At 73.6% G+C, this 11,531-nt stretch carries 15 protein-coding genes and 1 riboswitch; of the genes, 11 read left to right on the forward strand and 4 right to left on the reverse strand.

Going from position 1 to position 11,531, the window contains the following annotated elements:
• The first annotated feature begins 122 nt into the window (after positions 1–122).
• Complete coding sequence (locus tag B4K29_RS10980; protein WP_029211200.1) at positions 123–866, forward strand: FadR/GntR family transcriptional regulator; 744 nt, start codon at positions 123–125, stop codon at positions 864–866.
• Positions 867–949: 83 nt separating this feature from the next.
• Here the strand turns inward: B4K29_RS10980 and B4K29_RS10985 are convergent, their stop codons facing one another.
• Complete coding sequence (locus B4K29_RS10985) at positions 950–1,603, reverse strand: GNAT family N-acetyltransferase (RefSeq protein ID WP_286955861.1); 654 nt, start codon at positions 1,601–1,603, stop codon at positions 950–952.
• Positions 1,604–1,718: 115 nt separating this feature from the next.
• Between B4K29_RS10985 and paaA the strand changes: the two genes are divergently transcribed.
• The 6 genes from paaA to B4K29_RS11015 are packed head-to-tail and all read left to right on the forward strand — an operon-like array spanning position 1,719 to position 6,339.
• Entirely contained in the window at positions 1,719–2,771 is a 1,053-nt protein-coding gene (gene paaA / locus B4K29_RS10990; RefSeq protein WP_286967301.1) for a 1,2-phenylacetyl-CoA epoxidase subunit PaaA, read from the forward strand.
• Positions 2,768–3,055, forward strand: a complete 288-nt coding sequence (paaB, locus tag B4K29_RS10995) for a 1,2-phenylacetyl-CoA epoxidase subunit PaaB (RefSeq protein WP_286955864.1) — start codon at positions 2,768–2,770, stop codon at positions 3,053–3,055. Before paaA ends, paaB begins: the two co-directional genes overlap by 4 nt.
• A complete protein-coding gene (gene paaC, locus B4K29_RS11000) occupies positions 3,052–3,855 on the forward strand; it encodes a 1,2-phenylacetyl-CoA epoxidase subunit PaaC (RefSeq protein WP_286955866.1) in 804 nt (267 codons plus the stop codon). Before paaB ends, paaC begins: the two co-directional genes overlap by 4 nt.
• Positions 3,856–3,860: 5 nt before the next feature.
• Positions 3,861–4,385, forward strand: coding sequence for a 1,2-phenylacetyl-CoA epoxidase subunit PaaD (gene paaD, locus B4K29_RS11005; RefSeq protein ID WP_286955879.1), 525 nt, complete (start codon positions 3,861–3,863; stop codon positions 4,383–4,385).
• Positions 4,385–5,506, forward strand: coding sequence for a 1,2-phenylacetyl-CoA epoxidase subunit PaaE (gene paaE, locus B4K29_RS11010; RefSeq protein ID WP_286967302.1), 1,122 nt, complete (start codon positions 4,385–4,387; stop codon positions 5,504–5,506). Before paaD ends, paaE begins: the two co-directional genes overlap by 1 nt.
• Complete coding sequence (locus tag B4K29_RS11015; RefSeq protein WP_286955868.1) at positions 5,503–6,339, forward strand: hypothetical protein; 837 nt, start codon at positions 5,503–5,505, stop codon at positions 6,337–6,339. Before paaE ends, B4K29_RS11015 begins: the two co-directional genes overlap by 4 nt.
• A gap of 7 nt (positions 6,340–6,346) precedes the next feature.
• On the opposite strand, the gene B4K29_RS11020 is transcribed toward B4K29_RS11015, so the two are convergent.
• Positions 6,347–7,021, reverse strand: coding sequence for a GNAT family N-acetyltransferase (locus B4K29_RS11020; RefSeq protein ID WP_286967303.1), 675 nt, complete (start codon positions 7,019–7,021; stop codon positions 6,347–6,349).
• Between the two features lie 92 nt (positions 7,022–7,113).
• Positions 7,114–7,190: riboswitch (cobalamin riboswitch) on the forward strand.
• Positions 7,191–7,246: 56 nt separating this feature from the next.
• Here B4K29_RS11020 and B4K29_RS11025 point away from each other — a divergent pair.
• From B4K29_RS11025 to B4K29_RS11040, 4 genes are read left to right on the forward strand one after another with little or no spacing between them, the layout of a single operon-like run.
• Positions 7,247–7,999 carry an energy-coupling factor ABC transporter permease gene (locus B4K29_RS11025; protein WP_286955871.1) on the forward strand — a complete coding sequence of 251 codons (753 nt, stop codon included), beginning with the start codon at positions 7,247–7,249 and terminating at the stop codon, positions 7,997–7,999.
• Between the two features lie 2 nt (positions 8,000–8,001).
• The gene (locus B4K29_RS11030; RefSeq protein WP_029211209.1) at positions 8,002–8,316 is read left to right on the forward strand and encodes an energy-coupling factor ABC transporter substrate-binding protein; all 315 of its coding nucleotides are present in this window, start codon (positions 8,002–8,004) and stop codon (positions 8,314–8,316) included.
• Between the two features lies 1 nt (position 8,317).
• Positions 8,318–9,121 carry a cobalt ECF transporter T component CbiQ gene (gene cbiQ / locus B4K29_RS11035; protein WP_029211210.1) on the forward strand — a complete coding sequence of 268 codons (804 nt, stop codon included), beginning with the start codon at positions 8,318–8,320 and terminating at the stop codon, positions 9,119–9,121.
• Positions 9,118–10,002, forward strand: coding sequence for an energy-coupling factor ABC transporter ATP-binding protein (locus B4K29_RS11040; protein WP_286955874.1), 885 nt, complete (start codon positions 9,118–9,120; stop codon positions 10,000–10,002). The genes cbiQ and B4K29_RS11040 overlap by 4 nt, the downstream gene beginning before the upstream one ends.
• A gap of 216 nt (positions 10,003–10,218) precedes the next feature.
• On the opposite strand, the gene B4K29_RS11045 is transcribed toward B4K29_RS11040, so the two are convergent.
• Together B4K29_RS11045 and B4K29_RS11050 are read right to left on the reverse strand one after the other, a co-directional pair.
• Complete coding sequence (locus tag B4K29_RS11045) at positions 10,219–11,175, reverse strand: aminoglycoside phosphotransferase family protein (RefSeq protein WP_156911242.1); 957 nt, start codon at positions 11,173–11,175, stop codon at positions 10,219–10,221.
• Positions 11,172–11,531 (reverse strand): DUF4439 domain-containing protein (locus B4K29_RS11050; protein ID WP_286967304.1); only part of this gene is annotated, 360 nt, incomplete at its 5' end. The genes B4K29_RS11045 and B4K29_RS11050, both read right to left, overlap by 4 nt.

Genomic DNA, 11,531 nt, shown 5'->3' on the forward strand with positions numbered 1-11,531 from the left:
GTTCTCAGGTCGGGCGAGGGCTCGGCCGACACCTGTGGTCAGACCATTACCGCTCACTATGAGGTGTGGTCGGACCATTTGCAAGGGCTGCAACGCCATGAACGATCCACGCGACTGCGAGAATGACCGACATGAAGGCCTACGAGTCCGTCGTGCACCACGTCGAGTCCGGCATCCTCGCCGGCTCGTTGCGGGTCGGTGCGCACCTCCCGCCCGAGCGCGACCTGGCCGTGGAGCTGGGCGTGAGCCGGTCGGCGGTCCGGGAGGGGATCCGCGCGCTGGAGGCCCAGGGGCTCGTCTCGTCCGCGGTCGGTGCCGGCAACGACGCGGGCACCCGCATCACCGACCAGCGCAGCGAGGCCCTCAGCAGGCTGCTGCGCCTGCACGTCGCGCTCGCGAAGTACCCCGTCGACGAGGTCGTCGAGGCCCGCGTGGCCCTGGAGCGGTCCAGCCTGGCGCTCGCCGCCCAGCGGCTCGACGAGGAGTCGCGGCTGCGGCTGCGGGGACTGCTGGACCGTATGGCGGAGCCCGACACCACCCAGGACGAGTTCAACGCGCTGGACACGGACTTCCACGTCGTCCTCGCGGAGGTGGGGCGCAACCGGCTGATGACCGACATGACGGTGGCCGTCCGCGAGTCGCTGCGCAGGCCGATCCTCGACGCCGAGCGCTCGCTGGGGGACTGGGACGGGTTCCGCGGCGAGCTGCAGGAGCACCACGAGGCGATCTACGCGGCCGTCGTCGACGGTGACCAGCGGCGTGCGGCCGACCTGGTCGAGGCCCACATCCGCGCGGCATACGCGATCCTGCCCATCGTGCTCGACGGCGCCCCGGGGTCCACGCCTCCCGCCATTGGTCACCAATGACGTTCTCGGGGCCGTTTGGATCGTTCATATCCGCCACTGGTGACCAATGGCGCCGGGGCTTGGGGTGAGCTGCGTCCGCCGCGTCAGGCGAGGGCGGCGGCGAGGCGGATCTCGCGCAGCAGCTGCTCGTCCGTGTCGCCCTCGACGACGACGCGGTCGCGGTACGCGCTGTCGGGCGCGAAGCCCCCCGCCTCGAGGAAGCCTCGGGTGCCGGCGTCCTCGGCCGGGACCCAGGCGTAGGCGTGGGTGAATCCCGCGTCGCGCAGGAGGTCCACCACGGCGTTGAGCAGGCGTGAGCCGTGGCCCTGGTGTCGGGCGTCCGGGTGCACACCGAGCGTGAGGATCTCGCCGTCACCGTCCTCGGCGTCCGGGTCCTCGCACGGACCGAGCGCCGCGTAGCCCACCACCTGCGGCCCGGCGCACGACACGACGAGCACGTGCCGCGGCGACGGCGGCTGCTCCAGCGACGCCCGCCAGGCGCGGGCGAAGGGGAGGGGCTCGAAGCGCTCCAGCGTCTCCGCCGGCACCAGCCCCGCGAAGGCCTCCCGCCACACGGCCGACTGGACCGTGCCCACCGCCGGGGCGTCGTTGACGCGGGCCTGACGGACGCTGGCGTCGGCCGCGACGCCGGCCGACCCCTCGAGGGGGTGGTCATGCCCGTGCTCGTGCTGGTGCCCGTGCTGGTGGTCGTGCCCGTGCTGGTGGTCATGCTGGTGGTCGTGCCCGTGGTCGCTCACCGACCGATCCTCTCAGACCGACATGCGAGCTACTGACCGGTATCGTGACGCAGCACACCTCGACCGGGCCCCCAGCCCTTTGCGGGTGCCGTCGCGGGCGAGGATACTGAGGCCCATGTATGGCAACGACGTCATCGACCCGGACGAGCCGCTGAACGCGGCCGAGACCGACGAGTACACCCAGGCCCGCGTGGCCTCGGCCGACGCGGACCGGGCCCCGGGTGACTCTGCGGCGTTCGACGAGCTCATCGCCCGGGACCTGCGGATCGAGCCCCGGGACGACATGCCGGACGGCTACCGGCAGACGCTCATCCGCCAGATCGCGCAGCACGCGCACTCCGAGATCATCGGGATGCAGCCCGAGGGCAACTGGATCACCCGGGCCCCCAGCCTGCGTCGCAAGGCCATCCTCATCGCCAAGGTGCAGGACGAGGCCGGGCACGGGCTCTACCTCTACTCCGCCGCGGAGACCCTCGGCGTCGACAAGTCCGAGCTGCTCGACAAGCTGCACGCCGGCAAGCAGAAGTACTCCTCCATCTTCAACTACCCGACGCTCACCTGGGCCGACGTGGGCGCCATCGGCTGGCTGGTCGACGGCGCGGCGATCATGAACCAGGTGCCGCTGTGCCGGTGCTCCTACGGCCCCTACAGCCGCGCGATGATCCGCGTCTGCAAGGAGGAGTCCTTCCACCAGCGGCAGGGCTTCGAGATCCTGTGGGTGCTCGCTCGTGGCACCGACGAGCAGAAGGCCATGGCCCAGGACGCCGCCAACCGGTGGTGGTGGCCGGCCCTGATGATGTTCGGCCCCGAGGACTCCGGCGAGGCGGCCCAGCAAGGCCACACCGCGCAGAACATGGCGTGGGGGATCAAGCGGTTCAGCAACGACGACCTGCGCCAGAAGTTCGTCGACATGACGGTCCCGCAGGCGCAGAAGCTCGGCATCACCCTCCCCGACCCCGACCTGCGCTGGAACGACGAGCGCGGCCACTGGGACTTCGGCCGGATCGACTGGGAGGAGTTCTGGCGGGTGCTCAAGGGCGACGGGCCGTGCAACGCCGAGCGAATGAGCAACCGGATCAAGGCTCACGAGGACGGGGCGTGGGTGCGAGAGGCCGCCAACGCGTATGCCGCCAAGCAGGCCTCCCGCTCGAAGAAGAGTGCCGCATGAGCGAGGCCACCTGGCCCCTGTTCGAGGTCTTCGTCCGCGCCAAGCGTGGTCTGTCCCACGTCCACGTGGGGTCCCTGCACGCGCCCGACGCGACGATGGCGCTCCACAACGCCCGCGACCTCTACACCCGTCGTCAGGAGGGCGTGTCGATCTGGGTCGTGGAGGCCGACAGCATCATGGCGTCCAGCCCGGACGAGCGCGGCTCCTTCTTCGACCCGAGCGCCGACAAGGTCTACCGCCACCCGACGTTCTACGACGTGCCGGAGGACGTGGAGTACCTATGAGCGCCAGCACCGTCGCGGGACCCTCGTCCCCGCCCCCTCCCGGCACGTCCGGGACTCTCGCCGACTACGTCCTCGGCCTCGCGGACGACGCCCTCGTCTACACCCAGCGCCTGGGGGAGTGGGTCGCCGACGCCCCCGCCATCGAGGAGGACATGGCGCTCGGCAACATCGCGCTCGACCTGCTCGGCCAGGCCCGCAGCCTGCTGACCTACGCCGGCTCGCTCGACGGGACCGGACGCTCCGAGGACGACCTCGCCTACCTGCGCGACGAGCGTGAGTTCCGCAGCGTCCACCTCGTCGAGATGGAGCGCGGCGACTTCGGCGTCGAGATGGCGCGGCTGCTGTGGTTCTCCACCACCCGCCTCGCGATCATGCAGCGGCTCGCGCGCTGCGAGGACGAGACCCTGCGCGGCGTCGCCGGCAAGGCCGTCAAGGAGCTGGCCTACCACCGCGACCACGCCCGCAACTGGGTCGTCCGCCTCGGCGACGGCACCGAGGAGTCGCACCGGCGGATGCAGAAGGCGCTCGCGGTCGTCGAGCCCTATGTCACCGAGCTGTTCGTCGACGACGACGCTGCCGTCGCGGCGGCGGGGTCCGGCGCCGGCGTGCGGCCGAGCGAGGTCGAGGACGAGGTGCGCTCGTATGTCGAGGGCGTGCTCGCCGAGGCGACGCTGCGTCCGGCCGACCCGTCCCGCTGGACGGCGCGGGACGGGCGCCGCGGCATCCACTCCCGGCCGATGGGCTACCTGCTCGCCGAGATGCAGCACATCGCGCGCTCGCACCCCGGCGCCACCTGGTGACGGCGATGCAGGCGGCGACGCGGCCCGGCAGCTCCGCGTCCACGCAGGTCGCGGACGCCATACGGGCCATCCCCGACCCCGAGATCCCGGTCATCTCCATCGACGACCTCGGCATCGTGCGGTCGGTCGAGGTCGACGAGGAGCGGCGCCTGGTGCGCGTCGTCATCAGCCCGACCTACTCCGGCTGCCCCGCCATGGGCCTGATCGAGGACCTCGTGCGCCACGAGGCGACGCGCGCCGGCCTGTCGGCGGAGGTCGTCACCCAGCTCTCGCCGGCGTGGAGCACCGACTGGATGAGCGAGCGCGGTCGGGAGCGGCTGCGCGAGTTCGGGATCGCCCCGCCCACCGCCGGCGCGGCCGGGGGCACCGACGGACCGGTGCCCGTGCAGCTGACCCGGCACCAGGTGCGCTGCCCCCGTTGTGGCAGCGACCAGACCACGGAGGTGGCCCGGTTCGGGTCCACCGCCTGCAAGGCGTTGCGCCGGTGCGACGCCTGTCGTGAGCCCTTCGACGAGTTCAAGGTGATCTGATGGCCCTGCTCAACAAGCCCGCGCGACACCGCCCCCAGTTCCACCCCCTCACGGTGGCCGACGTCGAGCCGCTCACCGATGACGCCGCGGCGATCACCTTCATCGTGCCGGACGACCTGCGCGACGAGTTCACCTTCGCGCCCGGCCAGCACCTCACGCTGCGCCTCGACCGCGACGGTCAGGAGCAGCGCCGGTCCTACTCGATCTGCCTGTCCCGCAAGGCCGCTGCCGAGCGTGGCGTCCTGCGGGTCGCTGCCGGTCGCGTGGCCGGTGGCGCCGTCTCACCCTGGCTCATCGACGACGTGCGCCCCGGCGACACCATCGAGGTCATGCCGCCGCTCGGCTCCTTCGTCGTGCCCACGGACGCCGACCGGGCGCGCCACCACGTGGCGATCGCCGCCGGGTCGGGCATCACGCCGGTCCTGTCGCTGCTCACGACCGTCCTCGAGGAGGAGCCCGCGAGCCGGGTGACCCTGCTCTTCGGCAACCGGGCCACGAGCTCGATCATGTTCCTCGAGGAGCTCGAGGACCTCAAGAACCGCTACCGCAGCCGGTTCCAGCTCATGCACGTCCTGTCCCGCGAGGCCCGGGACGTCGACCTGTTCAGCGGACGGCTCGACGAGGAGCGGCTCCGCCGGATCTTCGACTCCCTCGTCCCCGTCGACACGGTCGACGAGTGGTACCTCTGCGGGCCCTTCTCCCTGGTCGAGAACGCCCGCGAGGTGCTGGCCACCGAAGGGGTCGACAAGGACCACGTGCACTTCGAGGTCTTCCACGTCGACGACGAGCCGCGGGCCGAGACCGACCCCGGGGTCGGGGCCGCGGGCGACCACACCGGCGTCCTCGCCCGGGTCACCGTCAACCTCGACGGACGCACGACCGAGATCGCCATGACCGACCCCGGCGAGACGATCCTGGCCGCGACCCTGCGGGCCCGTCCGGACGCGCCCTACTCCTGCACCGGTGGCGTGTGCGGCACCTGTCGCGCCCGCCTGGTCGAGGGCGAGGTCCGCATGGACCGCAACTACGCCCTCGAGGAGGACGAGGTCGCCGACGGCATCGTCCTCGCCTGCCAGTCGCACCCGGTCACCGACCACGTGCGGCTCGACTACGACGCGTGACCCGGCCCTTCCGCGCACCGCTCGCGCCGGGCTCGGTCGCCTCGTCGGTCGCGCTCGCCGCTGCCGCGGGCCTGGCGATCGCGGGGTGCCAGGGTGCGCCAAACCGTCCGCTGCCGACCACGGCGACCACCAGCGACGCCGGTGCCGGGTCCCCGACCGCGGCACCCACGACCAGCATCCCCGACCTCGGGGCGCCGAGCCTCGGTGACGTGGCGCCGGGCACGTCAGCGACCGGAGCACCCTCCGCGCCAGGGGGTGCGGTGGCGGGCGAGGCAGGGCGACTGGCCGCTGCCGCAGCGGGATTCGTCGCCGTGGCGAGCAGCGTGCGGGCGGTCGGCACGCTCAACGTCCAAGGGGCACCCATGACCTTCGACCTGCGCGGCACGAGGGACGGGCTGAGCGTCCGGGGCACCGTCTCCATGGGCGTGTCGGCGCCGTTCGAGCTCCTGCGCAGCGAGGGGCGCACGTTCGTGCGGTCCACGGCCCTGACGGGGGGAGCCCGGGGACGCTACGTGCAGCTGTCCGGGGCTGCGGCCAACCAACTCGCCGTCCTCAGCATCAGCGACATGCTGGACGCCTTCGAGGGGGCCGTGCGCGCCGCGACCGGTCGCACCTCGGTGGGCCGCACGTCCTACGAGGGCACCCAGGCCTACGAGCTGCGCTCCGGCGGCGCGACGACGGCGATCGTCGCCGCCGACGGGTCCGGGCGGCTGCTTCGGCTCAGCTCCTCCGCCCCGCGCACGGCCGGCACGGTCACCTTCAGCGAGTGGGACGCCGTGCCCCGCATCGTGCCGCCCGCGATCCGCGACGTGGCTCCGGTCCCGGGCGCCTGACCGCCCGTCAGTCGCCGACGGGCCCCGGGCACACCGGCACGACCTGGTCGTCCGGACCGCCCGAGTGGTCGTCGTCCCTGCTGATGCGATAGAGGACGTGGTGGCACAGCTCGTTCGCGGGGTCGATCAGCGGGTGGTCGAAGTCGTCGGCGAGGGCGTGCCGCATGCCGATGCGCTGCATGACGGCACGCGAGCGCAGGTTGACCGACGGCGTGAAGGACACGATCTCCTGCAGCCCCAGCTCGTTGAAGCCCACGTCCAGGGCGGCGATGGCGGCCTCCGTCGCGTAGCCCTGACCCCAGGCCGACCGGACCAGGCGCCAGCCGATCTCGACGCACGGCGTGAACGCGGCCTCGAAGCTCGGCTGCGACAGTCCCGTCAGGCCGATGAACGCCCCGGTGCTCCGCTCCTCCAACGCCCAGAACCCCCAGCCGTGATCGTCGACGTGGGTGCGGGCCCGGCCGAGGAGCTCGTCGCTCGCGGCCCGGTCCAGCGGTGCGGGGAAGTAGGTCATGACCTCCGGGTCGGCGTTGAGCGACCCGAACGCCTCGGCGTCCTCGTCCCGCCAGGGCCGCAGGACCAGTCGCTCCGTCGTCCGTGACCGGCCGGGCTGCAGGTCGGGGATCCGGGTCGGTCGGGCGGCGGTCCGGTCGGGCTGGGATGGCGGTGGCGCGGTCGGCATACCGCCGAGACTAGCCATGCCGCGTCACCGAACTGATAAGAGTTCTCACCTGCATCTGGTGTGGCATACTCCGAGAACCAGCCCGACGGTGCCAGGAAGCCGGTGAGAGACCGGCGCGGTCGCGCCACTGTGACCTGGGTCCGCGAGGGACCCCGGGAGCCAGGAACTGCCTGTCGGGTCCACTGCGAGGGGGACGCGTGATCCCCGATCTCAAGGAGTGCGCAGATGCACATCGCCGAGGGCTATCTCCCCCCGTGGCACGCCGCCGCGTGGACCGCCGTCGCCACCCCGTTCGTCGTCCACGGAGCCCGCCAGGTCGTGCGCGAGGTCCGTGAGCATCCCGAGAGCCGCCTGCTGCTGGGGGCCGCCGGGGCGTTCACCTTCGTCCTGTCCGCGATCAAGCTCCCGTCGGTGACGGGCAGCTCCAGCCATCCCACCGGCACCGGGCTCGGCGCCGTCCTCTTCCGCCCGCCGGTCATGGCTCTCCTCGGCGGCATCGTCCTCGCCTTCCAGGCGCTGCTGCTCGCCCACGGGGGCATCACCACCTGGGGCGCCAACGTCATGAGCATGGCCGTCATCGGCCCCTGGGTCGGCTACGGGCTCTATGCCGTATGCCGTCGCGCCCGGCTGCCACTGCTGGTCGGCGTGTTCGCGGCGATGGCCGCGGCCGACCTGGCGACCTACCTGACGACCGCCTTCCAGCTCGCGCTGGCCCACCCCGATCCCGCGAGCGGGTTCCCCGGGGCGCTCGCGAAGTTCCTCGGCATCTTCGCCGTCACCCAGATCCCGCTGGCCCTGGCTGAGGGCTTCCTCGGGGTCCTGGCCTTCCGCGTCCTGCGGGACGTCGCGGCCCCCGAGCTGCGGCGCCTGGGCGTGCTGCCGCGCGAGGACACCGGATCGGTCGACGCTGACCGGCCGTCGTCGGGCTCGTCGGGCTCGTCGGGCTCGTCCGCTGCGGCCGTCACGACGGAGGCCTGAGCATGCGAGCGCGCCGACACCTGCTGACCGCCGCGTGCCTGCTGGCCCTCGTGGCGTTGTTCGCCGTCCCGCTGTGGCTGGACTCCCGGCGCACCGGGCCGGACGAGCGCTTCGTCGGGACGGACTCCGCCGCGACCAGCGCGATCGAGCAGACCCACCCGGACTACCAGCCGTGGTTCCGCAACCTCTTCGAGCCGAGCGGCGAGGTCGAGTCGGGCCTCTTCGCGCTGCAGGCCGCCGCCGGTGCGGGCGTCCTCGGTTATGCCGTCGGCTACCTGCGAGGACGCAAGAACCCCCGCCCGCAAGGCTCCGCCTGAGGTGGCCGGCCTGGCGATCGACGACGCCGCGTGGGCCGGCGCGTGGCGGACGCGAGCCGTCGGTGACAAGGCGCTGCTGAGCCTCGGGCTGGTGCTCGTCGCGCTGGTCCTGCCGCCGTGGCCCGCGTCGCCCCTGGTGGCCCTGACCAGCGTGATCGTCATGGTCGGGCCAGCGCGGGTGCCGCCGTCCCTGGTCCTGCGTGCCCTGCGCGCGCCGATGGCCTTCATCGTCGCCAGCGGGCTCTCGGTGGCGGTCAGCGTCGGCGCCCAGGCACCGGGCGAGGGAGGGGCCGGGCCGTCGGCATACGGCCGATGGGGTCCGCTCGCGGTCACCCCCGAGAGCCTCGAGGCAGCCGTCGGGCTGACCGCGCACGCCGTGGCCGGCACGCTCGCGGTGCTCGTCCTCGCCAGCACCACACCCATGGTCGACCTGCTCGCCGCGCTGCGCCGGCTGCGCGTCCCGGACGCGTGCGTGGAGGTGGCGTCGCTGACCTACCGCCTGCTGTTCGTCCTCATGGACGCCGTGCGCTCGATCCGCGAGGCCCAGGCCGGACGGCTCGGCTATCACGGGCATCGCGCCTCGCTCCGCTCGGCCGGGATGCTCACCGCCGCCGTGCTGACCCGGTCGTGGGACCGGGCCCGCCGGATGGAGGAGGGGCTCGCGGGTCGCGGCTACGAGTCCGCGCTGGTGACCCTGCCCCGCGAGCAGCAGCGGTCCGGTGGTTTCGTCGCCGTGAGCCTGGTCGTGCTGGCGCTCCTCGTCGCGTCCTCGATGGCGGTCTCCACGCTGGGGGGCGGGTCGTGAGCCACCGCGACGACTGCCGGCACCCTCCGCTCGCCGGGTCGGCCGAGCGGCTCGTGGCACGTGGGCTGCACGCCGCCTATCCCGGCGGACCTCCCGTGCTCGTCGGGGCGGACCTGCTGGTCAGGGCGGGGCGTCGCACGGCGCTGCTCGGCGCCAACGGCTCCGGCAAGACGACGCTGCTGCGCTGCCTGAGCGGTGGCCACCAGCCGTCGGGAGGCGAGGTGGCGGTCGACGGGGCACGGGTCGATTACTCCCGCAAGGGGCTTCGGTCCCACCGGCAGCGTGTGCAGCTCGTGCTGCAGGACCCTGACGACCAGCTGTTCAGCGCCGACGTCACCCAGGACGTGTCCTTCGGGCCGATGAACCTCGGGCTGCCCGTGGGTGAGGTGCGCGAGCGGGTGGCCGAGGCGCTCGCCCTGCTCGGCATCGAGCACCTGGCGGACCGGCCGACGCACCAGCTGTCCTACGGCGAGCGCAAGCGGGCCGCCACGGCAGGGGCCGTCGCCATGCGCCCGGCCGTGCTGCTGCTCGACGAGCCCACGGCAGGCCTGGACCCGGCCGGCGTCGAGGAGATGCTCGGCGCGCTGGCCCGGCTCGAGGAGCACGGCACCACCGTCGTGCTCGCCACCCACGAGGTCGACCTCGCGCTCGCGTGGGCCGACGAGGCCGCGGTCGTCGTGGACGGCGCGGTGACGCAGGGCCCGGTCGAGGAGGTCCTCGGCGACGACCTGCTCGTCGGCCGTGCCAGGCTGCGCCGACCGTGGGCGCTGGAGCTCGCCGACCGGCTCTCGGGGTCGGGCCTGCTCGACCCGGGCGTGCGGCCGCGCGACGTGGACGGGCTGGTCGCCGCGCTCGCGGGACGGACCGCGACCACGGCCTGAGGCCCGCACGTCTCCCGCCTCCCGGAACCGACGGGGCTGGTGCGTCGAGGGGACGCAGCTGGCTGGTGCGTCGAGGGGACGCAGCCGGCTGGTGCGTCGAGGGGACACAGATGTCGGGGACACGCCGTGCAGCGCGACGTTCGCGACCCCTCGCCACCCGCCGATGCTGCCCGAGCGCCCCAGCCCGTGCAGAGGGCGCCCGGTCAGCGCGGCCGGTCAGTCGCGCATGGCCTTGATGATCGCGACGGCCTGGGTGATCCGGTCGTGGCCACCCGGCTCGCGGGCGGCCCACCACGCGTTGTCCAGCTCGCGCAGGATCGTCCACGCGCGGGCCCGGGCGGGGTCGATGCCCGCCGCGTCGCACGCGTAGTCCACGCGGAACCGCAGGTGGTTGCGCAGGTTGTGCGCGCGGGCCGCCTCGTCCCAACGGTTCCACAGCAGCGGGGCGACGGTGAGGGCGAGCTCGCCGGCGACGGGCTTGGGGTCGATCGCCAGCCAGCCGTCGACCGTCCCGGCACGCGTCGTGCCCGGGTCGGGCACGCGCAGGACGTTGGCGTCGTGCAGGTCGCCGTGCACCAGCCGGGCGTCGACGCCGGGGTCGGCCGCGAGCTCGGCGGCCAGGTGGAGGCCCTGGTCCACGACGCGGGGCGGGACCGGTGGGGGTGAGGTCGTCAGTCGTTCGCGGATGCGCCCGCACCAGGCGCTGGCCGTGCCGAGACGCGCGATGGCGGGTCGGTCGAGGAGGGCGTGCAGGCGTCCCACCGTCTCGCAGGCGTCGAGGACGGGCTCGCGCCCCAGGTCTCGCTCCGGGTCGAGCCGTTCGAGCAGCAGGGCCCAGCGCGCGGGGTCGGCCGCCAGCAGCCGCACCGCGCCGGACCCGTCCCACGCGCGCAGGGCCAGGTGCTCGTGCGCGGCCTCCGCGTGCGGCCAGCTCACCTTGAGGGCGGCCGGTGCTCCCCGGCGCAGGACGGGTATGACGACCGCGCACTGCCCGTGGCGGGGTCGCCCGTCCACGGCGAGGTCCTGCTCCGCGAGCAGCTCGTCGAGGACGCCGGGCAGGCGTCGCAGCCAGGTGTCGCCGTCGACCGCGTCCCGGACCGACTCGTCCGCCGGGCGGCCGGCCATCAGGGCGGTCAGCGAGGGAGGGACGAGGTCGCGGGTCGTGTCGCTCACGAGGCCAGCCCCGGGAAGGCCCGCAGCGGCACCCCCCACGCAGCCCCGGCCGTCACGGTGTCGACGACCAGCCGGGTCGTGGTGGTCACCGCCTCGGACGACCCCGATCCCGCGGACCACGTCGTCCCGCACGCCGTCTCGAGCGTGGTGAGGGCGTGGGTGACGAGCCGACGGGCGGCCGCCGCGTCGCGCACGGGGAAGGGCAGGGGATAGCCGGCCGGCGGCGCCCCGGTCGAGGCGCCCCGCGACTTGAGGCGCACCACGACGCCCGCCACCCGGTCCAGCTCTGTCGCGAAGGGGGCGCGGGCCTCGGCCGGCGTGCGGGCGGCGGCCACCTCCAGGTGGTAGCGCGCCCG

Source organism: Arsenicicoccus sp. UBA6765 (genome assembly GCF_002453335.1).
GTDB classification, from domain to species: domain Bacteria; phylum Actinomycetota; class Actinomycetes; order Actinomycetales; family Dermatophilaceae; genus Arsenicicoccus; species Arsenicicoccus bolidensis.